A 24,711-nucleotide genomic window follows, 5' to 3' on the forward strand; every position below is an offset into this window, starting at 1 on the left:
ATTTTAGTAGGATGGAAGAACAGAACGAAAATCAGCTCAACATTGAGCTTTCAGAAGAAATTGCAGAAGGTATCTACTCAAACCTGGCTATCATTACTCATTCAAACTCTGAGTTTGTATTGGATTTTATCCGGGTCATGCCAGGCGTACCCAAGGCTCGGGTAAAGTCGCGGATCATATTAACCCCCGAGCATGCCAAACGCCTTCTTTCGGCCTTGGAAGATAATATTGAAAAGTATGAAGCCATTAACGGCCGCATCAAAGTACAGCCTGATCATCCGGGTTTTCCGATGAATTTTGGTGGTACAATGGGGCAAGCATAATTTTGATTATTATATTAAAATGCACTTTTGATTAATAAAAAGTTATGCTAATAGCCTTTTTTTAAAAAAAATAATAAAAATTTATTGCAGTTGTGAAAAAGTGTGCATATATTGCAGTGGTCTAAACTTACATCTATTTAAAGTATGAAATCTTAACTTATGAGAAAAAAGTGTCTATTAAATTCATCTTTATTTCTGTTTATCTTATCTATTTCTCTTAATATATTCTCCTGTTCATCAAGCAAATTAAAAGTACAGTATTTTCAGGATATACCGGATTCTGGGCAGTTAAAACAAATTGCGAGAGCGGAGTATACGCCTCCCGTTATAAAAGTCGATGATATTTTAACGGTTGTTGTTCAAACTATTGATCCCCAAAATACTGCTGTTATTAATTTAGGTAATGTGCCTGTTGCAAGTACGGGGATTTCATTGAGTTCAACAACTGCAGCTGCAACAACTCAGCAATCATCGGGTTATTTGGTAGATAAAGATGGAGCTATAGTGTTGCCAATCCTCGGCAAAATTACGGTGGCTGGCCATACGACATCTGAGGCTACCGCTATTATAAATGAAGTAGCATTAAAATTTTATAAGAACCCAACTGTCATAGTTCGTTTTGCAAATTTTAAAGTAAGTGTTACAGGCGAGGTACTTAAGCCCGGCGTTTATGTAATGCCAAATGAAAGGGTGAGTATCCTTGATGCGATAGCATTAGCCGGCGATTTAACAATTTTCGGAAAAAGAGAGAATGTGCTTTTAATTAGAGAGAATGAAGATGGAACCAAAACACCATATAGGGTTAATCTGAAGAAAAGTAATATTATGTCTGCTCCTTATTTTTACCTGAGGCAAAATGACGTAATATATGTAGAGCCAAGGAAGGCTAAATCTGATGCAACTGATGCATCTCAGGCTAAATACATAACATTAGCAGCTTCTATTTTGTCAGTATTGATCATATTGGCTACCAGAAAATAAAAGCGTTAATGGTATACTTTGATCGCAAACTTTAAATATTATCTAAAATTGAAAAGTTTGTTTAATTGTTTTTAATCTAAAATATTTAGTATATAATGGGTACACAAGATCCTACCGCTCAAAATCAATCATTTAAAAGCTTTCAGGAAGAACAGGGCGTTGATTATAAGAAATTCATATCAAAAATTATATCCAACTGGCCTTTATTTGTAATAAGCGTTATCGTATTTAGCTTAATTGGGTTTGCATACAAAAGATATGGTACCGCCAATTATAAAGTAAATGCAATGATGATTGTGCAGCCCGACGATAAATCATCTGGAAGCACTGGTGCAATGGGGGGCTTAAGTGGTCTTACCGATATATCTTCGTTGTTCGGGATCCCTAACAACGCCGAGAATGAGGCGGAGATTTTGAAATCCAGAACCCTGTTAAATAATGTTGTAAAGGCACTTCAGTTAAACGTCATCATTTCAGGCAAAGGAACTATAAAAGATCAGGAACTTTTTAATGAAGCGCCTTTTGAGGTAATTGTTGCTAATAAAACAGATTCGATAGTTGCCAGGAAATATATATTAAAACTTAACGGCGATACTATCAATGTTAAGAATAGCAAGGAAAATATTGATATCAAAACTACCTATGGCCGTATAATAAATTTGCCCCAATATAACCTGATCTTTGTAAAGAAAAATAAAGCGGTTGATCCTAGAGGCTATTCAGTAGTGATCAACTCAACAGAAGCAACTGTCGAAAGCCTTTCTAAGGTCATGTCAGTCAGTTTGCCAAGCAAGACAACGACAACCATTAATATTTCCCTGGAATATCCCAACGCCAAAAAAGGTGAAGCGATTTTAGACAAATTGATGGAAATTTATTTGAAAGGCGACAGGGACATCAAAGTCCAGATCGCTGATAGCACGCTTGCGTTTATTGATGACAGGTTAAAACTGGTAGGCACGCAGCTTTCAGGTGTAGAGAAAAACTTTGAGCAGTTTAGAAGAGAAAATAAGATTGCCGATGTAGATGAGCAGTCAAAGGCCCTGATAGGTGCATCAAGTGATTTTCAAAAACAACTGAGCACCATTAATGTTCAGATTTCTGTAATTCACGATTTATTGAAATATCTAAACGATCCCAATAACAAGAAAATAATTCCTGCGACGGCAATCGGTACCGATAATCAAGGATTTAGTGATGCAATTGGCCAATACAATGCCCTGTTATTGGAGCGTGATAAACAAAGTTTGGTAAGTACCGATAGCAATCCTTACGTACAGTCATTAGATGCTCAAATAGAAAGTTACAGAACTATAATCTTAAAAAATATAAATTCTTATTTGAAAGGTTTACAAGTAAGTAAAGATAACCTCGAAAGCCAAAATAAGACATTTAACAATAAAATAGAAACTGTACCCTCTCAAACAAGAATATTTTTGGATTATACAAGAGAGCAAACTGTTAAACAGGATCTATATGTTTTCTTATTGCAAAAACGAGAAGAAACAGCTATTTCAAAAACTTCAACCATCTCAACTGCGAGGATAGTAGATCATGCCAAAAGCGACTATGAACCGGATAAATCCAAAATTAATTTAGTTGTTGTCCTGTTGATATTATTCGGATTCTTAGCTCCGATAATTTACCTCAGTATCAAAGAAATATTAAACGTTAGGATAGTTACAAAGCTTGACGTAGAAGAAAATACTAAAATTCCTGTGGTTGGCGAAATTAGTCATAACAAGGCAGGAAATAATTTGGTAGTTGATTCTAAATCCCGGACTATTATTTCAGAACAGTTTAGGGCGATGAGGACAAACCTTCAATATATATTGGATAACGAAAAGCCGCAGGTGATACTTGTTTCGTCAAGTATGAGCGGTGAAGGCAAATCCTTTATATCATTGAACCTAGGAAGCGTTTTATCGTTAAGCGGAAAGAAGGTAGTATTTATCGAACTCGATTTGCGTAAACCTAAGTTGTCTCAGAATTTGGGAATGGAAAATAGCAATGGATTTTCTAACTACGTGGTGTCAAGTAACATGGACATTGACGCAATTCTGAAGCCGACATTTTTTAGTGAGAATTGTTTCCTTATCAGCTCGGGTTCTATTCCTCCGAACCCGTCAGAGTTGTTGTTGAATGATAAACTCGGTATTTTGATCAATGAGTTAAAAAAGAGATTCGACTATATCATTATAGATAGCGCGCCAATTGGCTTAGTTTCTGATGCGTTGCTGATCGAGAAGTATGTTGATCTGTCTTTATACATCGTACGTCAAAAATATACATTGAAAGTACAATTAGGTATTATAAATGACTTGGCAGAAACTAATAAGCTGCGTAAAGCTTATCTGGTGATAAACGATATTGATTCGAAAAGTGGTGGCTACTATGGGGCTGGCGGTTATGGTTATGGTTATGGTTATGGTTATGGTTATGGTTATGGTTCTGGCTATGGCTATGTTGAAGACTCAAAACCTAAAGGCAGCTGGCTGTCCAACTTGTTTCGAAAATAGATAATAAAATTGGTTCTTTTTGCTCTGATCTACGGTTCGTAATTAGCAAGAGGCATCATTTTGAGGCCCGGCAATGATTCATGGAGTTAATAATTAGCGATAACTCCATGTATTAACAATTAGCAACTCCTAATTCAATTTCTATATATGAGTTGCTTTGCTATGGCTAACAGTTAACATTTTTTGTATTGTTTGATAAGTTTTAATCGGTAATGTTTTATTTCACTTTACAAGTTGTAGATATTAGGCAAGAAACCTCCGATACAGTTACACTGTGTTTAAAGCAACCCGGCTTAAAGAAAATTAAATATTTGCCGGGCCAGTACCTTACACTGGCCTTTAAAATAAACGGAAGGAAATATAATCGTCCTTACTCATTTTCGTCGGCTCCTGGTGCGGATCCTCATTTAGAGGTAACCATTAAACGAGTTCCGGGTGGCATCGTCTCAAATCATATTAATGATTTTGTTAAAGTTGGTGACCAGGTGGAAGTATTGCCGCCAATGGGTGATTTTATATTTGATGAGACTGTAATAAGCAATGATAAGCATATTATACTGTGGGGGGCAGGTAGTGGTATAACACCTTTAATATCCATTGCAAAATATATCCTTCATCACAAAACAGGTCACAAAATAAGCCTGATTTATGGTAATAAAAACTCGGAATCAGTGATTTTTGGTGATAAAATCAGTGAACTGAAGAAAAACCATCATCAGGAATTAAAAACCTGGCATTTTCATTCGCAGCTAAAGATATCAGATAGTAACCCGGAAGTTATTGAAGGAAGAATAAGTCCGAAAAAGGTGCTTTCTGTAATGAAGGGAGAGTTGGACCTCGAAAACACCGTCCATTATATATGTGGCCCCGCTGGTTTAAAAGAATCGGTTAAAGAGGTTTTAGCAAGCCTTGATGTTAAGTCGCATCAGGTGTTTTCGGAAGAATTTGAAGTGGTTTTAAACCCGAAAGATTTTGAAAATATAACCACGCAGGTTGTACAGATCAAGGTGGGAGATACGCTTAGCAAGGTTGAAGTTGTTAAAGGAAAAAGCATATTGGATGCGGGTTTGGATGCCGGTTTGGAGATAGATTATTCGTGTCAGACAGGAAGTTGTTTGGTTTGTAAAGCTAAACTGTTAGCAGGAGAGGTAAAGATGCCGAAGCCTGCAGAAGAATATGAAAAACTACTTCCGGATGAATGTCTTTTATGTTGTAGTTACCCTGTGACGGATAATGTTCAGGTTAGTGTTTAATTGCTCTACTTAACTTAATGAAAATATAAATGAAAGTTGTATTACTCGCTGGAGGTTTAGGAACCCGCTTATCCGAAGAAACAGTTTTAAGACCAAAACCCATGGTTGAAATTGGAGGCATGCCTATTTTATGGCATATCATGAAAATTTACTCTTCTCATGGCTTTAATGACTTTGTTATCTGTTTAGGTTACAAGGGCTATGTAATAAAGGAATATTTTGCCAATTACTTTTTGCATAAATCAGATGTAACCATCGATCTTAAAGATAACTCGATAAAGGTTCATGATACGCAGGCCGAGCCATGGACGATAACTCTGGTTGATACCGGTAACGAATCAATGACAGGCGGACGTATCAAACGCATTAAGCCCCATGTTGGTAATGAGCCTTTCATGCTTACTTACGGCGATGGCGTTAGTAATGTTAACATTACCGAGTTAGTGAAGTATCATAAAGAAAAAGGAAAGCTTTGCACTGTTACATCTGTACAGCCATCCGGTCGCTTTGGTGCTATTAATCTTAATGAAGATAATTCTGTGCACTCCTTTATGGAAAAGCCTAAAGGCGATGGCGCATGGATTAACGGTGGTTTTTTTGTATGCGAGCCGGGTGTTTTTGATTTCATAGAAGGCGACAGCACTATATGGGAAAGAGAGCCGATGGAAGAAATTGCGAAAGCCGGCGAGATGGTTGCTTTTAACCACGATGGTTTCTGGAAACCAATGGATACCCTGCGTGATAAGCAGGAGCTTGAAGAAGATTGGTCACAACATAAGGCTAAATGGAAAATCTGGTAATATGTTTAAAGAGTTAGAAGCGATATATAAAGGAAAAAAAGTTTTTTTAACCGGCCATACCGGTTTTAAAGGCTCGTGGATGTTAAAGATCTTAAGCATGCTGGGTGCCGAAACCACTGGTTACGCATTAGCTCCTCAAAATGATTTTGATCTGTTTCATCTTATTAATGGCGATAAAATTTGCCACTCAATAATTGGTGACCTGCGTGATAAGACTAAATTAACGGCTGCTATTACTGATTGTCAGCCGGATTTTGTTTTTCATCTCGCTGCTCAGCCATTGGTTAGGTTATCATATGATATCCCTGCCGAAACGTTTGAAGTTAATGCTATTGGTACAGCTAATGTACTTGATGGCGTTCGCTTACTTGATAAAGCATGCCAGGTTGTATTAATTACAACGGATAAGGTCTATCATAATTATGAATGGGTTTACCCGTATCGGGAAACAGATCGTTTAGGTGGTTATGATCCTTATAGTGCCAGTAAAGCCTGTGCCGAATTAGTTATTGATTCATACAGAAACTCCTTTTTTAATACAGCTAATTATTCAACTCACTTAAAATCTATTGCGGTAACAAGGGCTGGTAATGTGATTGGCGGCGGAGATTGGGCTAAAGACAGGTTGGTACCGGATATAGTTAGGTTTTTATCAAAAGAGCAAAAGATAATTATCCGTAACCCAAATTCGGTAAGGCCATGGCAGCATGTGCTTGAGCCTGTACTTGGTTACTTATTGTTAGGTACCAGGATGGTAACTGAGCCGGTAACTTTTGCTGATGCCTATAATTTTGGCCCAGGATTAAGTGATGCTTTGCCCGTGCATAAAATGGTTGAACTGGCCATAGAAAACTGGGGTGGCGGCGAAGTGGAGATTTTCAATTCAGATAAACAGCCCCATGAAGCCGGCCTTCTGAAACTTGATATCAGCAAGGCGCTTACCAATTTAAACTGGAAGCCTAAGTATCAGGCTACTGAAGCCATTGAGAAAACGATAGGTTGGTATAAGCATTATTTGAGCAATCCTGATAATATTGATCAATTTACTGAAAGCCAAATAGTAGAATTTATAAACAAATAAATCAGGAAAATAAGATATACCCCGATAAAATAAAAAATTAAAACTAATTCGAGATGTTAAAAAATATAAACGACCCTGAGTTGGAGAAAAGCCTGAGAGCTATTGCAAAGGCACAAACTGAAAAGATTATTGTTCCAGGAAAAAACTATATCCCTGTAACTGGTAAAGTGTTAGACGAGGAGGATATTTTATTTGGTGTTGAAGCAGCTTTAGATGGCTGGTTAACTACAGGTCGTTTCGCCAATAAGTTCGAAGCAGATTTTGCGAATTATTTTGGCGCGCACAGGGCCTTATTGGTCAATTCGGGATCATCGGCTAACCTGGTTGCTTTTTATGCACTTACTTCTCCCAAACTTGGCGAACGAGCTATTGTGCCTGGCGATGAAGTAATTACAGTAGCAGCCGGATTCCCTACAACTGTAAATCCTATTGTTCAGTTTGGTGCTGTACCGGTTTTTGTAGATGTAGATATTGCTACACACAACGTAAACGCAGATTTGATTGAAGCCGCGGTTTCTGATAAAACCAAAGCTATCATGATTGCCCACTCTTTAGGTAACCCATTTAACCTGGATGAAGTTATGCGTGTGGCCAAAAAATATAATCTTTGGGTTGTTGAGGACGATTGCGATTCGTTGGGCGCCACTTACCGCGATAAAAAGACAGGTACTTATGGTGATATCTCTACATTCTCGTTCTATCCTGCGCATCACATTACTATGGGCGAAGGTGGTGCTGTATTGATCAATAATCCGGAGTTATCTAAAGTTGCCGAGAGTTTCAGAGACTGGGGCCGCGATTGCTATTGCGAGCCAGGTAAAGATAATACCTGTGGTTGCCGTTTTTCGCAACAATTAGGCTCGTTGCCATTTGGGTATGACCATAAATATACTTACTCACACGTTGGCTTTAACCTAAAGGTAACTGATATGCAGGCAGCTTTTGGTGTATCTCAACTTAATAAGGTTGACGCATTTGTTCAAAAACGTCGCGAAAACTACAAGGCTTTATACCAAAGGATGAAGCAGTTTGAGGATATATTTATATTGCCGGAACCTACTCCAAACAGCGACCCTTCGTGGTTTGGCTTCCTGCTAACCTTAAGAGAGGGGGATGCTGCCGATAGGCACATGCTGGTTCAGCACCTTGAGGAAAGCAAAATAGGTACCCGTTTATTATTTGCAGGTAACCTTTTACGCCAGCCGGCTTATGCCAATATCAAACATCGTGTGGTTGGTGATCTTACGAATACTGATATAATTATGAACAGATCATTTTGGTTGGGTGTTTGGCCTGGACTCAACGAAGATCATTATGATTATATGGCCGATGTAATTAAAGATTATTTAAGCTAATGGAACTCGAAAAAACCTTTATCGACGGGCTTTCAATTATCCATTTGAATTTGTTCAAAGATAATAGAGGGGCATTTACCAAAGTTTTTAACGCCGCATTTTTTGAGGATAACAACCTGGTAACGGATTTTAAAGAAAACTACTTTTCGGTTTCACATAAAGACGTTATCCGCGGAATGCATTTCCAGACTCCTCCTGCAGAGCATACCAAAGTTGTATATGTTAATCAGGGAAGTATAATAGATGTAGTGTTGGATATCAGAACAGGATCGGCAACTTTCGGTAAATATTATCATACCGAAATTTCGGCCGGGAAACCGAAGCTGGTTTACATACCTGTTGGTTGTGCTCATGGCTTCCTTTCGTTAGAGGATGATACGATGGTTTCCTACCTGCAGACATCGGTTTACGATCAATCCTGCGATAAGGGAATTAAATGGGATACGTTCGGAATGGATTGGGGAGTGGCGTCCCCCATCATATCTCAAAGAGATAACCTGTTTCCGGATATTGAGACATATAAGAATATATTTTAAGTCATGAAAATTGTTGTAACAGGGTCAACCGGGTTTGTAGGGCGTCATTTAGTGCCCGAGCTTTTAAACGAAGGCCATGAATTGCTTGAGCTTACCCGAGATACAGCTAAGTCTGAAAACTTGTATGGTGCCGCTACGCAAAAACATTTGCTTGATGCCGACCAGGATGGATTGAAAAATGCTTTGAAAGCTTTTCAGCCTGATGCGGTGATACATCTTGCCTCTTTTTTAACGTCGGCTGATGACTACAACAACGTGACTAAACTGATAGATTCCAATATCATTTTTTTATGTAGTTTATTGGATGCATTGAAGGAAACGGACTTGCAGCTATTTATCAATACCGGAACTTTTGCCGAATATTTTAAAGGGGATGGTATTTTAAAACCAGCATATTTGTATGCTGCCACTAAAACCGCAAGCCGTTCGTTTTTGGATTATTACAGCAATGTATACAATTTCAAAAACGTTAATGTAATTCCATACACCATTTACGGCGGAAAAGATTCACAAAAAAAAATTATTGATATCATATATGAATCAATAGGCGCCGCTAATCCTGTCGACCTGTCGCCGGGTGAACAGGTACTTGACTTCATTCATATCCAAGATGTGGTTGATTTTTATAAAGCTTTAATTAAACAGGCTGCTACAGTACCACACAACTCAACATTTCAATTGGGCACCGGAAAAGGCAGTACCATTAAGCAGCTGGCAGCCACTATTGAAGAAGCATCAGGAGGCAAAACAAAAATAAACTGGGGTGGGAAAGCGTACAGGCCATCCGATGTAATGTATGCTGTTGCTGATACTGAGTTGGCAAAAGCTGTTTTAAATTGGAGTAGTAATGTAAGCCTTGACCAGGGGGTAAAGATTTTTTTAGGTGATAAATAATTTTCAAGCCGGATAACGTGAAAAAGTTAATCAATTTAATTCTTAATCCGCAAAAGTTAGGAGATGGAATCAAAAGGCGGTTTTATTATTTATCCTACAAGAACAAATTCGGTAAACTGGGTAAAGGCGCGATTATAAGGAGCAAAATTTGGCATACCGGGGGGAAGAATATTTTTATCGGTGATAAATGTGCTATTGGCCCTTATTGCAGGATAGAATCATATAGTAATTATAATGGGCAGGCACTGAACCCAAAACTGGTTATAGGTTCATTTACGTCCTTACAACATGCGGTGCATGTTTATTGTGCCAATTCTGTTGTTATTGGTGAGGGGGTGGTTATTGCAAGCGGGTGCATGATAACAGATAATAATCATGGTACTGATCCTGAAGGTGATTTTTATCTAAAACAACCTTTAAAATTTAGAACAACCACTCTTGAAGACGGTGTTTGGTTGGGAGAAAACGTTTGCGTTTTGGGCGGAGCCCATATAGGCAAAAGATCTGTTATCGGTTCTAATAGTGTCGTTTCTGGTGTCATACCACCATTTTCTATAGCAGTTGGAAATCCGGCAAAAGTAATTAAACAATACAACTTCGAATCCAAACTATGGGAAAAAGTTTAATATTAAAGAAAGTATCATTTGGTTTCGTTACCGGGGCTATCAGTTTGGTGATAGATAGTTTGGTGGGGCTTTCTATATTGCCATTGTTACTGAAGTTTTTATCAAAGGATATTGCCGGACTTTGGGTTTTCTTCATGTCGTTCACCGGCATTGTTTTACTTGGGCAGGCGGGGTTAGCTCCCGTAGTAATACGGTTAAGTGCCGAAATAAAGGAAAAACGTGAGGAAAGCAGGTTCTTTGACAACATATGGTCTAATATTACCCATTCGTTTTTAGTTGCAACATTTTTGGTATTGCTCATCTGTGGCGTACTTTATTTTGCTTACATCCGCGAGGTATTGATTAAAAACAACTTCCTGGTAGAGGGAACCTATTGCTGGATATTCTTAAGCCTGGGCAATGCGTTAAGGATTTACGGTATCAAATACCTTCACATTATTAACGGTCTGGGCGAGGTTGGCTGGGATAAGGTTGTCAAGATCATGGTTTCGGTAACCACTTTATCAGGTTATTACCTGGTATTAAAGTTGAATTTCGGCTTTAAAGCTTTAGGGCTTTCGTTCCTGGTATCAAGCGCATTGTTTTATGCAGCCTCTTGGCTTTTATTTGAAAGGTTTAACAAAGGGGTTTTTATAAAGCGTATAACCAAACCTGTTATTGCACAATTGAAGTATTTCTTTAAGGAATCGGGCAAGATACTGGTGCTTAACCTTACATCATTCTTCGTAATGCAATCCGATATTTTCATTATTGAAAGGTTAGCCGGCTTAAAAATAATTCCATATTACTCAGGCTTGTCGCGGATCGTAACTATCGTTATTGCTGTTAGTAGCCTGGCTACGCAGTTGATTTATCCTTTTATAGCACAGAAATATGCAGCGAAAGATTATGACGGCTTACGGAAGTTGTACTACAAAAACGTAATCGTGGCGATATTGATAAGCTTCGCCATAGGTTTGCCCGCGTTATTGCTTGCACCTTATGTAGTGCCTTTATGGTTAGGTAAGGGAGGATATTTGGGCAGTACATTGTTTGGTTTAATGTTGTTGCTTGGTGTTATATATGCGCATCATAATGCACACGCCAGCTCAATTATAGCAACCGGAACAACAACGTTTATGGGGGCGGCTATTTGTAATGCTGTTTTGTCATTATCCCTTGCTATTGTTGGGGGTATGAAATTCGGAATGATAGGTATTGTTGCTGGTAACATATTAGGAACAATTATACCATCAATTTATGTGGTAACGTGGTCTTTAAAGTTTATAAAAAAGCTAAAATAATAGGTGATGGCAAAATTAGCGGCAATTACTACTTCGCACAATGAGGATTATCAGTTTAACAACTGGCTAACCCATTATGAAGCATATAAAGATGAAATAGATTACCATATCATTGTTGAAAATAATTCGAACGAATTATATCGCGAAAAAATAAGGGAGAATTTTCCTAACGCTATTATTTTATGGCAAAATGAAGATTTGGGTGTTGCGCGCGGGTTTAACGAGGGGATAAGATATGTTATGGAACACACCGACGCGGAACTAATTTTGTTCATGATGCAGGATATGTACATACCCAAAGGGGGGGTGACCATACTAAAAGACCTTCTGCTGGCATCGGATAAAACCGGGGTAGTAGCTGCTGTTAACCTGTACGAAAACCGCTCAAATATTATCCGCGAGCATGGTGGTAATATCAATAAGAAAGACTTTACCGTAGATAAATTTTTCAAAGATGTACCATTGAGCAAAGAGATTCCGGAAGACCTGCAGGTTGATTTTGTATGCGGCGGCAATTACATGATGAAAACGAAGATCTTTAAAGAGGCCGGTTTGTATGATGAAAGGATATTTATGTATGGAGACGAATCCGATCTGTTTATCCGCGTAAAAAAAGCAGGATATGATATCATATCAACCACCCGTACGCAGTGCTGGCATGAACATATCTATCTATCGGCAGCTGCCAGGTTACCAAGTAACCATGCAGTGTATTATACAGCCCGTAACTATTTTTATTTGATAAAAAAGCATGGTAATGGCGCTAATTTCAGGTATGGGCTATTTAAATCGGCTAAAGTAGCTGCCAGAAATATTGCCCGGTTTTTTGTGTATGAAAAGAATTTTGTAAAAATAAATTTAATGATGAAAGGTTACTATAATGGTATCTTTTTAATGAATTTAAAAAAGGATTAATGGTGAAAAAGAAGTTGCCAAATAATACAGGGCTGATAACAACATTGTTTTTGTTTGGCGTTGGTTTATGGCGTGTAACCCCGCTTACGCTTGAAGTTTCGGTAGCTTTACAGGCACTTAGTTTGCTTTTTTTAGGGATGCTCGTATTTCAATACAAGCCCCAGGTTCCATTACTCTTTAAAAAAGAGATATTCTTTATTTATGCATCTGTCACCTGTAGCACTGTTATGGCTGCTGTTTATCATAAACAAGGCCTGTCTACAACATTAGTTACGCAGCGTTTCATGTATTTTTATCTGGTATATTTTGCGTTAGGAGCATTAAATGTATCAAGCGCCAATGTAGAAAAAGCGTTAAAGTATACAGCCATTTTTTTCGGATGCATGTACTTTTTGCAGTACCTTGTATATCCGGCAATGGTTTTTTATTTTCCTAAAGTTCAAATCGAACGCTCCACTTTACGCTTTAGGGTTGACGGTTTTGAATTTCTGATATTTTTGGCTGCTTTTTCAATCAACAGGATCTTAAATAAAAACATATTATTTTATCCCTTGCTGATATTGTCACTGGTGGTAAATCTTTTATCAGGATCAAGGTTCCTTGTAGCTATTACTGTCTTTACTATTGGACTGGTTGCATTCAAGTCAAAAAATGTCAGCTTCGGTTTAAAAGTGTTCGTAGTTGTTTTATTTGCACTTTCAGTATTTTTTATAATCCCTTCAACATATGTTAGTACTATAACCGAAACTACCCAAAAGGAGTTAGCCCAGGGCTCGGATTATATCCGTATCCCGGCAGCATACTATTATTTAACTACTTACAATACGGATATCCCGACATGGATTTTTGGTAATGGAGTATATGATGCTAACTCATCTTATGGCCTTCAGGTATTGGCAATCGGGGAAAATTTTGGTTATTATTTGGGCGATATCGGGTTTATCGGTGAGTTTGTACGCTTTGGTATATTTTATTTTGTTGTTATATGTGTGTTGCTGTATCGGGCTATTAAGCATAGTCTTAAAGTAGATCCCGTACTAAATTCTTACCTCGTAGGTATTACCGTATTTTATATAATAAGTTGGCCATTTGGTCATGCGCCTGGAATTATTCTGTTTTCCGCGGTATTGTATCTCATAGGGAAGAAACGTTATGAACAAAATAATTTTCAATTAGCGTAAGTGGTGGGAAATAGGCAATTAAATAACTTAAGATAATGAAAGTAGCTTTTGTAGGTAAAAATTTCAAAACGAAGTATTCTGGCGGAAGAATCCATGCATGGATGATGGCCAATGCTTTTGCCGCACAAGAGCATCAGGTTGATTTTTATACCAATATCAAGCCATCTTTTGCCGATGAACTGAGCATATACTCGGGTAAGGAAAAGATTAGGTTATTAATCAGCTCTATTTTCTTTTTTTTACAATCCGGGAAATATGACTTAATTGTATTGGTTCCCCATCTGGCATCAAAAAAGTCGTTCATTATTGATAAGTTCTTGTTTTACCCGCTGGTTAAAAGACTTAAGAAAGCATCTAAATGTCCGGTATGGTATATAGATTTTGAGAGCCCGAACTGGATAGGTGAGATGGTGCCGGGTGCCAGGTCCGAAAGTGCTTATGAATACAGCAATCGGGCCCTTCAATATGTAGACACTATACTGTCGACTACCAAAGAAGGAATGAAATATGCCCGGGCCTATTATTCAAAGTTTAATGCCGGATTAAACTATAAACAACTGTATTTGGGTATCAACTCAAAAATAGCCGAAGGGTTTGTTAGCAGTGAGAAAACCAGAAAAGTAGTTTACTTTGGAAGGTTTAATGAAAAGCACAAAAATGCGGGCGTTCTTAATAATATTGTAAAGGCGGTTCCTGAAGGTTATACGCTCTTAGTTATCGGCAATAAAGACAGGCTTGCCCCTGATTTATATCAAAGTTTAGTTAACGAGGCCCGGGCAGGTAAGGTAAACCTTGTTTTCCGTTCGGACATTTCAGAATCTGAAAAATATTCAGAGCTGGCATCAGCTCAATTATTGCTGTACAGTTCAACATTTGAAGGGTATGGTTTGCCGCCTATTGAGGCCCAGTATGTTAATACCCCGGTTTTATGTTCGGCTATTCCTGTTTTGCAGGAGGTAAATGCCAAAGCGGATTTTGTGGATTTCGCAGATTTAGAAGCGTTAAAAAAATTGGTACATAAAATTTTAAACCAAAAGCTTGCACCCAATGAGTTGCATAATTACGTAAGCTCATTTGCGGGCTTTGAGCAATATGCAGTTAATTTAAATAGGCTGTTAAACGATATATCAAAGTAAATGAAATACAAATATGTAGCAGAAATACCCGTGCGTTTGGGTAGTAAAAGAGTTCCAAAGAAGAACCTGCGTTTAATAAATGGTAAGCCAATGGTTGCTTATGCCATTGATGCCGCTAAACAATCAAGTTTTATTGACGCTGTTTTTGTAAACTCAGAAGCTGAGATAATGCGCAAACTTTGTGCTGAGTATGGTATCGAATTTTATGAACGTAAGCCTGAGCTGGCCGAGGACCATATTGTACAGGATCAGTTTAACTATGATTTTTTGTGTAACGTAGACGCCGAGAACCTGGTTTTGATCAATCCGGTATCTCCTTTGGTGTTACCCTCAGATATTGATGATGCTATAAGGTTTTACGAGGAGCACCAGTTGGATACGCTAATATCGGTGAGAGAAGAAAAGCTGCAGTCGTTTTATGACGGTAAACCTTTAAACTTTAAAACCGATGGCTTGCTGCCCATGACACAAAACCTTGTGCCTATTCAGCTTTGCGCTTGGACTGTTTGCATCTGGAACGCGAAGAAATTTAAAGAACACTACGAAAAGCATAACTATGCCGTATTTGTAGGTAACTATGGCTTATATCCATTTGACGCCGTACGTTCGATCAAGGTATCATCTGAGGAAGATTTTATCCTGGCCGAATTATATCTGAAATCTAAAATGGCTGAAAACGCCGAAAAAATAGAATACTATGAGTAAAATATTAACATCTCCCTCTTCTTTTGGCCAGGTTGGAAAAGAGCCTGTTGACTTGCTTGTTGAAAGTGGTTACGAAGTAATTGACAACCCCTACGGAAGAAAATTAACGGAAGACGAAGTAATAGAACTGGCTAAAGATTGTGTTGGCATAGTTGCAGGAGTAGAGCCGCTTACCGAAAGGGTAATGGATGCATTACCAAACCTGAAATGCATAAGCAGGGTAGGCATTGGTATGGACAGCGTGGATTTGAAACATGCCGCCAAAAAAGGAATAATTGTAAAGAATACGCCTGATGGGCCAACACGTGCAGTTGCAGAGCTTACGTTGGCAATGACACTTACATTATTACGCAAAATTCCGCAAGCTCATTATGATATGAAAAACGGGCAGTGGAAAAAACAAATAGGTAACCTGGTGCTTAACAAAATTGTCGGCGTTGTTGGTTTGGGCCGTATCGGAAAACTGGTAGCGCAACTATTCAGGGGCATCGGAAACCCGGTGATCGGCTATGATCCTTATGCTGATCAGGCATGGGCATCAAGTAATAACGTGGAGCTTGTAGATATGGAAACTTTACTTACTAAGGCGGATATAGTTACCATTCACGTACCGGGTAATGAAGATGGTTCGGCTGTTATTGGCGAAAATGAGATCAGCAAGATGAAGGACGGATCATTTTTGATAAACATTTCCCGTGGAGGTATTGTTGATGAAGCGGCATTGTACAATGCGCTTGCAGGCAAAAAACTGACAGGTGCCGCTGTCGATGTATTTTCTGAAGAGCCTTATTCAGGCGCTCTGTGTACGCTCGATAATATCGTACTTACCCCCCATTTAGGGTCATATGCCGAGGAGGGTAAATTATTAATGGAAATTGAGGCGGTTAAAAATCTTATTAACGCTCTAAAATAACATATACTATGAATTATAAAGTAGGGATAATAGGCTACGGCGTAATGGGTAAAATACGCCATCAGGCAATAGATGAAATTAAAAAAGGGACTGTTATTGCTCTGTCAGAACCCAACGGAGAGCCGAATATCAACGGAATTCCTAATATCAGCCACGAAGAAATCCTCAATCACCCGGAAGTTGATGTGATTATTGTTTGTACTCCTAACTTTTTAAACAAGGAGCTTACCATCCGCGCGTTAAACGCACGTAAACACGTTTTTTGCGAAAAACCTCCGGCATTTACAGGTGCTGATATTTTAGAGATTCAGGAAGCCGAAGCAAAGAGCGGTAAAAAACTGATGTATGGTTTTAACCACCGTCATCACGATAGCGTAATCCATATGAAAAATCTTATTGACAGCGGTCAATACGGTAAGGTTTTGTGGTTGCGTGGCCGCTATGGTAAAAGCGTTACAGCCGATTACTTCAACCAATGGAGAGCAAAAAAGGAATTAGCAGGTGGTGGTATCCTGATGGACCAGGGTATTCATATGCTTGATTTGTTCCTTTACCTGTCTGGTGATTTTGATGTTATAAAATCTGAAGTTTCAAATCTTTACTGGCACATGGATGTTGAAGATAACGCATTCGTTATTCTTAAAGAATCAGCTACAGGTAAAGTAGCGTCATTGCACTCTACAATGTCGCAATGGCGCCATTTGTTTTCACTTGAGATATTCCTTGAAAAAGGCTATATGGTTTTAAACGGCCTTATCACATCTTCAATGTCTTATGGAGAGGAAACATTGTCTATTGCAAGAAACAGGTCGACAGCGCCAGCCGCTACCTGGAAAGACGAGGTGGTAACCAAATACGTTAATAATAACAGTTGGCGTTATGAAATGGACCATTTCTTCGATTCAATTAATGAAAATAAAGATATTGAAATAGGTAACTCCAAAGATGCCTATAAGCTGATGAAAATTATCGACAAGGTATACGAACAAAAAGATTTTTAAAAAAGATAACCCCTACTAACATGGAAAGACAAGGAAAAATTAAAGATTATTTAGCTGACTATACGTCACGTTTAACCGATATTTTAAATAAAATAGAGGTTGAAAAGCTTGAGCAGGTTATTACTGCCATGATTGAAGCGTTTAAAAACAAAAATACTATTTATGTAGTTGGCAACGGCGGAAGCGCGGCCACCGCATCTCACATGCAGGCTGACTTCAGGTTTTTTGTACGTTATTTTTCTAAATTCCGTCCAAAAATCTTCGCATTAACAGACAACGCGCCAATGATAACTGCCATTGGCAATGATAACAACTTTGATGATGTTTTTGTTGAACAAATGCGTGGCCAGTTTGTTTCCGGCGATTTATTGATCGCGATATCTGCAAGCGGAAACTCACCAAACCTTGTAAAGGCTGCCGAGTTTGCAAATGAGTTGGGCGGTACTTCAATTGCGTTTGTGGGCTTTTTAGGCGGGAAGTTGAACGAAATTTCTAAAATTTCATTGTACACGCCAAATCCTAAAGGTGATTACGGGCCGATTGAGGATGTACACATGATACTTAACCATATCATTGTAAACTACCTTTCGGTAGACGAAGAGTTTCTTGCTTTAAACGCATAAGCAACGTTAATACAGCTATCTAAGATCATATATGTATACTTCACCATTAAAAAAATACCTTGATGTTGCTGTTAAAGCTGCCGAAATGGCCAGCGAGTTACTTTTGCAGGCAAAACAAGCTCCTGTTAAAATAAACAGCAGCGTAAACAAGGATATTAAACTTGACGCCGATGTTCAGTCGGAGAGCCTTATAGTAAAATATCTGGCCGAGAATTCTCCGTATGATATATTAAGCGAAGAGTCGGGCACAGTAAAAACATCAGCAGATCAAACACTCCGCTGGATAGTAGATCCATTAGATGGCAGTCTAAATTTTTCGCGGGATTTTGATATGTACGGCGTTTCTATTGGTTTGTGGGATGGTGGTCAACCAGTGCTGGGTGTAATATATGATTTTAATCATGGAAAAATGTATACCGGCATAGTTGGAGACGGTGCTTATTGTAATAACCAAAAAATCCAGGTAAGTAATATCGCCGATAGGAAGGACAGCATCATTGCTACCGGCTTCCCTGTTTATTCGGATTTTGATCAGGACAGTTTATTGAAATTTGTTTCCAATATTCAGGTATACAAAAAAGTGCGGCTGTTAGGCTCAGCCGCACTTTCATTAATCATGGTAGCAAAAGGCAGCATGGAAGTATACATGGAGGATAATATTGCGATTTGGGACGTAGCTGCAGGTTTGGCCATATTAGAGGCAGCGGGGGGCTACTATGAACTTAGTGCAGGCAAAGGTGATAATTATTTGAAGGTGTTTGCCTCAAACGGACAGGTAAAGTAACGGACAGAATAAACGAGTTTAAAAAAATATGATAGTAGATTCAATTGATAACATCGACTTTTATAAATCTTTCAATAAGGATATTTATGATGGTCTTTTGTTTATAAAAGAGGCTCCTGCCGATATCGCGTTAGGAGAATATCCAATATCGGCAAATGTAAAGGCCATTGTAATGGAATATGAAACTAAGGTTGACAATGGGTTTGGCTATGAAGCTCATCAGCATGTAATTGATATCCAGTTCCCTTTTATTGGAAAAGAACTCGTGAAGTATGTTACTTTAGATAAGCTCGAAGCTTATACGCAATATGATGAAGCTAAGGATGTTACTTTTTTCCGCGCATCGGTTCCAGAGTCTGAAGTTGTAATAGGTGAAGGTATATTTGGTATATTTTTCCCGATAGATGCCCATGCGCCTATGCATTGCTTTAAAGTACCAGAGTACATCAAAAAAATTGTTATAAAAATTAAGTGTTGAGTTCTGATTTACAACAAAAAGCAAATATGATTCGCTTATCTTATACAATTTCGCAAAATACACCTGCATACGGTAACAAGGATAAAATATTTATCAGGGATAATTCATCTATCCTAAAAGGCGAAACGGCAAATACATCGTGCTGGATATTTTCAAATAATCATATCGGTACGCACATAGATAGCGCTTTTCATTTTTGCCAAACAGGAAAAAAAACCTACGAGCTGCCGGTAGAAGATTTCTATTACAAAAAAGTAAGCCTGATAGACATACCTTGCGGGCAGGCAAAACTTATCAGTATTCCTGATATAGAAACATCTAGTGATATCGACCCCGAAGTAGAATTGCTACTTATACGCACAGGTTTTGAAGGATACAGAGATACTGACAAATATTGGAACGACAACCCGGGTTTGGCTCCCGAACTGGCGGATTATCTGAGGCTGAAATTTCCGAAATTAAGATGCGTTGGGTTTGATTTTATATCACTTACCTCATGGCAGTTCAGACCACAGGGGAGGGAAAGCCACAAGCAGTTTTTATGTCCGGGTGATGATAAGGTAAGTATATTGGTTATTGAAGATATGGCCTTGGCTGCGGTTAACCGTAAGTTGAACTGGGTGATAGTTGCTCCTTTGTTTGTTGAAGACGGTAACGGCGGAGCCGTAACTGTATTTGCCGAATTTGCCTGAATATAAATACACGCAGCATTATAACAGAGGGCTGTTAACACAAAACGATTAATTATAATTAATAAATAAACAAGACTATGGAAGGCATAAAACGTTTACTATCATTCAAGCTAAGTGATCTTACCTTTGGAAGGGTATCAAGGGCGCTGTTAAGAAGGGTTGGCAATATATGGCATTTGGCTACGTGGTATTTCCCATTTGGATTTTCTAAACGGAACAAGGAAAAGATTAAACAATATGAAAATATTCATGCCGGCAAAAGGTGTTTTATTGTTTGTAATGGCCCCGGCTTAAATAAAATAAATATCGATCTGCTGAAAAATGAATACACTATTGGTATGAATAGGATCTATTTGATGGAAGAGCAAAATGGCTTTTCACCTACTTATTTATTTTGTTATGATAAAGCTACTCAGCTTCTTCAGTTTACCGAAGAGTTTGATGCTTTAAAATTACCCTGCTTTTTTAACTGGGATTTGAATAAGAAATTCAGCAGAAAAGATAATCAGGTGTTTTTAAAAGGAAAATTTTCACCTTCTTTTTCAATAGATCCGATTGATGATTTGGTGGGCAATGGCAAAACCGTAACATATATATGCATGCAGTTGGCTTATTATATGGGTTTTAGCGAAGTTTACCTGGTAGGGAAAGATCATTCTTACAATACCACTGTAAAACCCACAAATGCAATTGTAAGTGATGGGCATGATCTTAATCACTTTTCGCCAAAATACTATCGCCCCGGACAAATATGGGATGCCCCTGATTACCATTCGGAAGAGTTAGCATATAAGCTTGCGCGTAAAGTGTTTGAGCAAAGCGGCAGAAAAATACAAGATGCAAGTGTTGACGGCAAGCTTGATGTTTTTGAAAAAGTTGACTTTAAAGAACTGTTCACAGAGAATATACATAGTTAGTTCCATTATTATATAATGAATATTTTTGTTATCGGTACAAGGGGAATACCCAACATTCAGGGGGGGGTAGAAACCCATTGCGAGGAGTTATATTCAGATCTTGTTAAGAAAGATAATGTCAATGTTACCGTTGTAAGAAGAAGTGCTTACGCAAATGAAACTAAGGGCCTTGAAAATTATAAGGGAGTTCATTTAAAAACTATCTACTCTCCGAAAAACAGGTTTTTAGAAGCGATTGTACATACATTTTTAGCAATTATATATGCTGGAGTTAAGCGTCCGGATATACTTCACATTCATGCTATTGGACCGGCTTTGTTTACCCCCTTTGCCAGGTTGTTAGGTTTAAAGGTTGTAGTAACCCATCATGGACCAGACTATGAGCGACAAAAATGGGGAAAAGCAGCTAAGAGGTTTTTAAAATTAGGCGAATGGGCTGGAGTAAAATTTGCTAATAAGGTAATAGTGATCTCCAAGGTAATTGGAGAAAGCATCAAGAATAAATACGGAAGGCATGATTACGATTTAATACATAACGGTGTTCCGGTTGCAAAAAAGAATTACCAGACAGACTATCTTAACCAGCTTGTTGTACAGCCCCATAAATATGTTTTTACCCTTGGCAGGTTTGTTCCTGAAAAAGGCTTTGATTATTTAATTAGGGCCTATAAGCAATCGCCCATAGCTAATGAGTACAAACTTGTTATTGCCGGTGAAGCAGATCACGAAACAGAATATTCAACGGAGTTGCGTTTGCTGGCACAAAAAGAGGGAATAATCCTTCCGGGATTTATTAAGAACGATAAACTACATCAACTGTTTACAAATGCCCGGTTGTTTGTTTTGCCTTCCTTTTATGAAGGATTGCCAATCGTATTGCTTGAGGCCATGAGTTACAGCCTTGACATATTGGCAAGCGATATCCCCGCCAATAAAGAAGTCAATTTAACCGGCTCATTTTATTTTGAGGTTGGTAATATCAATAGTTTGTCAGGACAGTTAGAAAAGAAGCTATGTCAACCAGTAAATGAGGTTAGGTATAATTTGCAAAGTTACAACTGGGAGGTAATTTCAAATCAGACGTATGACGTTTATAAACAATTAATAGGTCGATAATATGCTATTTAATTCAATATCTTTTGTAGTATTTTTTATAGTTGTTACAACGTTATATTTCGTATTAAGTCAAAAATACAGGTGGCTGCTACTTTTAATAGCAAGCTGTTACTTTTATATGGCTTTTGTTCCTATTTATATTATAATACTGGGTGGAACCATTATAGTTGATTATTTTGCCGGAATTTATATCGAAAATGCAAAAGGGGTAAGGCGCAAGTTTTTCCTTACAATAAGCTTGATTGCGAACATTGGCGTACTTTGTGTGTTCAAGTACTACAATTTTTTGAACGGAAACTTAAGTGCACTTTTAGCGTATTCCGGGCATAAAAACCCCATCCCGTTTTTAACGATATTATTACCGATAGGATTATCTTTTCATACGTTTCAGGCTATGAGTTATACTATTGAAGTATATCGTGGTAACCAACCAGCCGAACGTAATTTTGGAATATACGCGTTATACGTAATGTTTTATCCCCAGCTGGTGGCTGGTCCTATTGAGAGGCCTCAAAATTTGCTGCATCAGTTTTATGAAAAGCACGATTTCAATGCCGAACGTGTTGCAGCCGGGTTAAAACAAATGATGGTTGGTTTTCTGAAAAAACTGGTGGTCGCAGATCGACTTTCGATATATGTCGATACTATTTATAGCAGTTCGGCCACGCAATCTGGAAAATCACTTTTGGTGGCAACCATTTTTTTTGCAGTGCAAATATATTGTGACTTCTCCGGGTATTCGGATATTGCAATTGGAGCTGCAAAAGTAATGGGCTTTGACCTGATGAAGAATTTTAACCGGCCATATTTTTCGCTGTCAATAAGCGAATTTTGGCGCAGATGGCATATTTCCTTATCTACGTGGTTTAAAGATTATCTTTATTTCCCCTTAGGTGGTAGCAGAGTAGCAAATGTATACAGAAGATATTTCAATCTGCTGGTGGTTTTTCTGATAAGCGGATTATGGCATGGTGCAAATTGGACTTTCGTGATCTGGGGTGCACTTAACGGCTGTTTGCTTATTATTGAATCGGCTTTAAAAGTACCTTTTACAACTACAATATGGTGGAAGAAGCTTTTAAGGACAATTATTACGTTCTCTTTGATTTGTTTAACCTGGGTATTTTTCAGGGCAACAACCGCTAACCAGGCTATCACAATAGTAGGAAAGATACTTCAATTTAAAGGGCCACTGTATCTTGGTAATCCTAAGGATCATTTCCTTTATTCTGTATTTGCCATTTTCTTCCTTTTATTTATTGAGTTTATCAGGGAATATTTTCCGAAAAGATTTGAGCTATTTGGTAATAAAAATGTAATGGTGCGGTATGCTGTATACGCAACAGCAGTAATTGCTATTTTGCTTTTTGGCGTGCTCGATGGCGGGCAGTTTATTTATTTCCAATTCTAACTGATACTTTATCAAGCATATTCTGATTTATGAAGGAATTTATAATTTTTTTAAAACGCCTGGTTATTTTACTGTTAGTAGTGATAGTCAGTGATATCGCCATAGGTGCTGTTATTAACTATGTGTTTAATAAACAAAAGAGTGGGAAGTACTTTATTACTACATACGCATTAAACAAAACTAATGAGGATATCCTGATTTTTGGGAATTCTCATGCCGCGCAGCATTTTAATACGCCCTTGATGGTTGAAAAAATGAAAGTGTCGGCTTTTAATTTCGGTGTGCAAGGGCAAAGTATGTCATATTATTACCCGGTGATAAAGTCAGTATTAAGTCATCATACGCCTAAGCTCATTATACTTAATCTTGATTGTTCTGAATTAAGCAAAAACCCGGCAAATTATCAAAGGCTTTCTATCTTTTTGCCTTATTTCCATAAAAACAAGTATATCGATACAAGTATAGCTTTGATTGGTAAAGTTGAGAAATATGAAGCCTGGTCATCGCTTTACAGATATAATTCAACTTTAGGATACATGTTATTTAACATGTCAGGAAAGTCGGATAATAAAAGTTACAAAAGCTTGGGTTTTGATCCTCAATACGGGAATTTTTGTCAAAAAACTCCTGATGAGAGTACAAAACCTCCTAAAACAAAATTTGATGACAGGGTAATAAACTTACTCAGTTCTTTAATCGCAGATATTAAGCAAGCTCACATTCCGCTTGTAGTAACAACTACGCCTCTCCTCAATGGCATGGGCGATAACATATATCAGGATAAACTAAGGGTTTTATTAAAAAATAATGGTGTAGAATATTGGGATTATGCTAATGATACTAACTTTAAAACTAAATGCGACCTGTTTCTAGATCAAACCCATTTAAATAAAGGCGGAGCAGATCTTTTTACAACGATGATCATTAAAAGGATAAGTGACAGCAATCTTTTAACGAGTAAGGACACAGCACAGAATTGATTAAAAGGCGAATATAATAACAGTTTAGTCCTTATTGCTGACCTAGTAATAGGGACTAATTATTTATACGTGCACGCACCATGCTATGCTGCCTCCCTTTTCCAAATAGTAGTCTGAATATATCAGTCTTGTCTGTCTTTTAGTCAATTATTTTCTTTCAATCGATGAATGCTAGCCGTAAAATTAAATGCGAAGGGGAGGTAATAAT

At 38.0% G+C, this 24,711-nt stretch carries 25 protein-coding genes; all 25 read left to right on the plus strand.

The genetic code is table 11. The features are described 5' to 3' along the window. The first annotated feature begins 11 nt into the window (after window positions 1–11). The 25 genes from BLS28_RS10825 (at window position 12) to BLS28_RS10945 (ending at window position 24,503) form a co-directional block, all read left to right on the plus strand. Window positions 12–323, plus strand: a complete 312-nt coding sequence (locus BLS28_RS10825; RefSeq protein ID WP_090528662.1) for a DUF3467 domain-containing protein — start codon at window positions 12–14, stop codon at window positions 321–323. A 159-nt stretch (window positions 324–482) separates the two neighbouring features. After that, window positions 483–1,304 (plus strand): polysaccharide biosynthesis/export family protein, encoded by an 822-nt coding sequence (locus BLS28_RS10830; protein WP_091166604.1) that lies wholly within the window; start codon window positions 483–485, stop codon window positions 1,302–1,304. A 95-nt stretch (window positions 1,305–1,399) separates the two neighbouring features. Then, the gene (locus tag BLS28_RS10835; protein ID WP_091166606.1) at window positions 1,400–3,823 is read left to right on the plus strand and encodes a GumC family protein; all 2,424 of its coding nucleotides are present in this window, start codon (window positions 1,400–1,402) and stop codon (window positions 3,821–3,823) included. Between the two features lie 212 nt (window positions 3,824–4,035). Then, entirely contained in the window at window positions 4,036–5,076 is a 1,041-nt protein-coding gene (locus BLS28_RS10840) for a ferredoxin--NADP reductase (protein ID WP_091166608.1), read from the plus strand. Window positions 5,077–5,105: 29 nt separating this feature from the next. Continuing rightward, the gene (gene rfbF / locus BLS28_RS10845) at window positions 5,106–5,876 is read left to right on the plus strand and encodes a glucose-1-phosphate cytidylyltransferase (RefSeq protein ID WP_091166610.1); all 771 of its coding nucleotides are present in this window, start codon (window positions 5,106–5,108) and stop codon (window positions 5,874–5,876) included. A gap of 1 nt (window position 5,877) precedes the next feature. After that, window positions 5,878–6,957, plus strand: coding sequence for a CDP-glucose 4,6-dehydratase (gene rfbG, locus BLS28_RS10850; RefSeq protein WP_091166612.1), 1,080 nt, complete (start codon window positions 5,878–5,880; stop codon window positions 6,955–6,957). Between the two features lie 53 nt (window positions 6,958–7,010). Then, on the plus strand, window positions 7,011–8,312 hold the full coding sequence (gene rfbH / locus BLS28_RS10855; protein WP_091166614.1) for a lipopolysaccharide biosynthesis protein RfbH: 1,302 nt from the start codon (window positions 7,011–7,013) through the stop codon (window positions 8,310–8,312). Next, complete coding sequence (locus tag BLS28_RS10860) at window positions 8,312–8,848, plus strand: dTDP-4-dehydrorhamnose 3,5-epimerase family protein (protein WP_091166616.1); 537 nt, start codon at window positions 8,312–8,314, stop codon at window positions 8,846–8,848. Before rfbH ends, BLS28_RS10860 begins: the two co-directional genes overlap by 1 nt. A gap of 3 nt (window positions 8,849–8,851) precedes the next feature. Then, window positions 8,852–9,742: an NAD-dependent epimerase/dehydratase family protein gene (locus BLS28_RS10865; protein ID WP_091166618.1), complete on the plus strand. Its 891-nt coding sequence runs from the start codon at window positions 8,852–8,854 to the stop codon at window positions 9,740–9,742. Window positions 9,743–9,759: 17 nt separating this feature from the next. Further along, on the plus strand, window positions 9,760–10,368 hold the full coding sequence (locus BLS28_RS10870; RefSeq protein ID WP_091166620.1) for an acyltransferase: 609 nt from the start codon (window positions 9,760–9,762) through the stop codon (window positions 10,366–10,368). Beyond that, a complete protein-coding gene (locus BLS28_RS10875; RefSeq protein WP_091166622.1) occupies window positions 10,353–11,651 on the plus strand; it encodes a lipopolysaccharide biosynthesis protein in 1,299 nt (432 codons plus the stop codon). Before BLS28_RS10870 ends, BLS28_RS10875 begins: the two co-directional genes overlap by 16 nt. 6 nt (window positions 11,652–11,657) lie before the next feature. Further along, entirely contained in the window at window positions 11,658–12,566 is a 909-nt protein-coding gene (locus BLS28_RS10880; protein WP_091166624.1) for a glycosyltransferase family 2 protein, read from the plus strand. Continuing rightward, window positions 12,566–13,747, plus strand: coding sequence for a hypothetical protein (locus BLS28_RS10885; RefSeq protein ID WP_091166626.1), 1,182 nt, complete (start codon window positions 12,566–12,568; stop codon window positions 13,745–13,747). Before BLS28_RS10880 ends, BLS28_RS10885 begins: the two co-directional genes overlap by 1 nt. 35 nt (window positions 13,748–13,782) lie before the next feature. Further along, window positions 13,783–14,883: a glycosyltransferase gene (locus BLS28_RS10890; protein ID WP_143020733.1), complete on the plus strand. Its 1,101-nt coding sequence runs from the start codon at window positions 13,783–13,785 to the stop codon at window positions 14,881–14,883. Then, window positions 14,884–15,588 carry an acylneuraminate cytidylyltransferase family protein gene (locus BLS28_RS10895; protein WP_091166628.1) on the plus strand — a complete coding sequence of 235 codons (705 nt, stop codon included), beginning with the start codon at window positions 14,884–14,886 and terminating at the stop codon, window positions 15,586–15,588. Then, window positions 15,581–16,501: a phosphoglycerate dehydrogenase gene (locus BLS28_RS10900; protein ID WP_091166630.1), complete on the plus strand. Its 921-nt coding sequence runs from the start codon at window positions 15,581–15,583 to the stop codon at window positions 16,499–16,501. Before BLS28_RS10895 ends, BLS28_RS10900 begins: the two co-directional genes overlap by 8 nt. A gap of 8 nt (window positions 16,502–16,509) precedes the next feature. Continuing rightward, window positions 16,510–17,502 carry a Gfo/Idh/MocA family protein gene (locus tag BLS28_RS10905; RefSeq protein WP_091166631.1) on the plus strand — a complete coding sequence of 331 codons (993 nt, stop codon included), beginning with the start codon at window positions 16,510–16,512 and terminating at the stop codon, window positions 17,500–17,502. 20 nt (window positions 17,503–17,522) lie between these two features. Then, the gene (locus tag BLS28_RS10910; protein ID WP_091166633.1) at window positions 17,523–18,125 is read left to right on the plus strand and encodes a D-sedoheptulose-7-phosphate isomerase; all 603 of its coding nucleotides are present in this window, start codon (window positions 17,523–17,525) and stop codon (window positions 18,123–18,125) included. Window positions 18,126–18,156: 31 nt separating this feature from the next. Beyond that, window positions 18,157–18,909 carry an inositol monophosphatase family protein gene (locus tag BLS28_RS10915; RefSeq protein ID WP_091166634.1) on the plus strand — a complete coding sequence of 251 codons (753 nt, stop codon included), beginning with the start codon at window positions 18,157–18,159 and terminating at the stop codon, window positions 18,907–18,909. Window positions 18,910–18,937: 28 nt separating this feature from the next. Next, on the plus strand, window positions 18,938–19,387 hold the full coding sequence (locus BLS28_RS10920) for a NanQ anomerase/TabA/YiaL family protein (protein ID WP_091166636.1): 450 nt from the start codon (window positions 18,938–18,940) through the stop codon (window positions 19,385–19,387). 26 nt (window positions 19,388–19,413) lie between these two features. Next, the gene (locus BLS28_RS10925) at window positions 19,414–20,079 is read left to right on the plus strand and encodes a cyclase family protein (RefSeq protein ID WP_091166638.1); all 666 of its coding nucleotides are present in this window, start codon (window positions 19,414–19,416) and stop codon (window positions 20,077–20,079) included. Window positions 20,080–20,156: 77 nt separating this feature from the next. Beyond that, window positions 20,157–20,996, plus strand: a complete 840-nt coding sequence (locus BLS28_RS10930) for a 6-hydroxymethylpterin diphosphokinase MptE-like protein (protein ID WP_091166640.1) — start codon at window positions 20,157–20,159, stop codon at window positions 20,994–20,996. Between the two features lie 15 nt (window positions 20,997–21,011). Beyond that, the gene (locus BLS28_RS10935) at window positions 21,012–22,112 is read left to right on the plus strand and encodes a glycosyltransferase family 4 protein (RefSeq protein WP_091166642.1); all 1,101 of its coding nucleotides are present in this window, start codon (window positions 21,012–21,014) and stop codon (window positions 22,110–22,112) included. Window positions 22,113–22,506: 394 nt separating this feature from the next. Next, window positions 22,507–23,523, plus strand: coding sequence for an MBOAT family O-acyltransferase (locus tag BLS28_RS10940; RefSeq protein ID WP_256337396.1), 1,017 nt, complete (start codon window positions 22,507–22,509; stop codon window positions 23,521–23,523). A gap of 29 nt (window positions 23,524–23,552) precedes the next feature. Further along, entirely contained in the window at window positions 23,553–24,503 is a 951-nt protein-coding gene (locus tag BLS28_RS10945) for a hypothetical protein (RefSeq protein WP_091166646.1), read from the plus strand. Window positions 24,504–24,711: the final 208 nt, after the last annotated feature.

This window comes from Mucilaginibacter gossypii (genome assembly GCF_900100945.1).
Taxonomy (GTDB): domain Bacteria; phylum Bacteroidota; class Bacteroidia; order Sphingobacteriales; family Sphingobacteriaceae; genus Mucilaginibacter; species Mucilaginibacter gossypii.

Excerpts from the sequence above, each read along its gene's own strand:
- BLS28_RS10825 (WP_090528662.1), top strand. The coding sequence starts at position 12 with ATGGAAGAACAGAACGAAAATCAGCTCAACATTGAGCTTTCAGAAGAA.
- BLS28_RS10830 (WP_091166604.1), top strand. The coding sequence starts at position 483 with ATGAGAAAAAAGTGTCTATTAAATTCATCTTTATTTCTGTTTATCTTA.
- BLS28_RS10835 (WP_091166606.1), top strand. The coding sequence starts at position 1,400 with ATGGGTACACAAGATCCTACCGCTCAAAATCAATCATTTAAAAGCTTT.
- BLS28_RS10840 (WP_091166608.1), top strand. The coding sequence starts at position 4,036 with ATGTTTTATTTCACTTTACAAGTTGTAGATATTAGGCAAGAAACCTCC.
- rfbF (WP_091166610.1), top strand. The coding sequence starts at position 5,106 with ATGAAAGTTGTATTACTCGCTGGAGGTTTAGGAACCCGCTTATCCGAA.
- rfbG (WP_091166612.1), top strand. The coding sequence starts at position 5,878 with ATGTTTAAAGAGTTAGAAGCGATATATAAAGGAAAAAAAGTTTTTTTA.
- rfbH (WP_091166614.1), top strand. The coding sequence starts at position 7,011 with ATGTTAAAAAATATAAACGACCCTGAGTTGGAGAAAAGCCTGAGAGCT.
- BLS28_RS10860 (WP_091166616.1), top strand. The coding sequence starts at position 8,312 with ATGGAACTCGAAAAAACCTTTATCGACGGGCTTTCAATTATCCATTTG.
- BLS28_RS10865 (WP_091166618.1), top strand. The coding sequence starts at position 8,852 with ATGAAAATTGTTGTAACAGGGTCAACCGGGTTTGTAGGGCGTCATTTA.
- BLS28_RS10875 (WP_091166622.1), top strand. The coding sequence starts at position 10,353 with ATGGGAAAAAGTTTAATATTAAAGAAAGTATCATTTGGTTTCGTTACC.
- BLS28_RS10880 (WP_091166624.1), top strand. The coding sequence starts at position 11,658 with ATGGCAAAATTAGCGGCAATTACTACTTCGCACAATGAGGATTATCAG.
- BLS28_RS10885 (WP_091166626.1), top strand. The coding sequence starts at position 12,566 with ATGGTGAAAAAGAAGTTGCCAAATAATACAGGGCTGATAACAACATTG.
- BLS28_RS10890 (WP_143020733.1), top strand. The coding sequence starts at position 13,783 with ATGAAAGTAGCTTTTGTAGGTAAAAATTTCAAAACGAAGTATTCTGGC.
- BLS28_RS10895 (WP_091166628.1), top strand. The coding sequence starts at position 14,884 with ATGAAATACAAATATGTAGCAGAAATACCCGTGCGTTTGGGTAGTAAA.
- BLS28_RS10900 (WP_091166630.1), top strand. The coding sequence starts at position 15,581 with ATGAGTAAAATATTAACATCTCCCTCTTCTTTTGGCCAGGTTGGAAAA.
- BLS28_RS10905 (WP_091166631.1), top strand. The coding sequence starts at position 16,510 with ATGAATTATAAAGTAGGGATAATAGGCTACGGCGTAATGGGTAAAATA.
- BLS28_RS10910 (WP_091166633.1), top strand. The coding sequence starts at position 17,523 with ATGGAAAGACAAGGAAAAATTAAAGATTATTTAGCTGACTATACGTCA.
- BLS28_RS10915 (WP_091166634.1), top strand. The coding sequence starts at position 18,157 with ATGTATACTTCACCATTAAAAAAATACCTTGATGTTGCTGTTAAAGCT.
- BLS28_RS10920 (WP_091166636.1), top strand. The coding sequence starts at position 18,938 with ATGATAGTAGATTCAATTGATAACATCGACTTTTATAAATCTTTCAAT.
- BLS28_RS10925 (WP_091166638.1), top strand. The coding sequence starts at position 19,414 with ATGATTCGCTTATCTTATACAATTTCGCAAAATACACCTGCATACGGT.
- BLS28_RS10930 (WP_091166640.1), top strand. The coding sequence starts at position 20,157 with ATGGAAGGCATAAAACGTTTACTATCATTCAAGCTAAGTGATCTTACC.
- BLS28_RS10935 (WP_091166642.1), top strand. The coding sequence starts at position 21,012 with ATGAATATTTTTGTTATCGGTACAAGGGGAATACCCAACATTCAGGGG.
- BLS28_RS10940 (WP_256337396.1), top strand. The coding sequence starts at position 22,507 with ATGAGTTATACTATTGAAGTATATCGTGGTAACCAACCAGCCGAACGT.
- BLS28_RS10945 (WP_091166646.1), top strand. The coding sequence starts at position 23,553 with ATGAAGGAATTTATAATTTTTTTAAAACGCCTGGTTATTTTACTGTTA.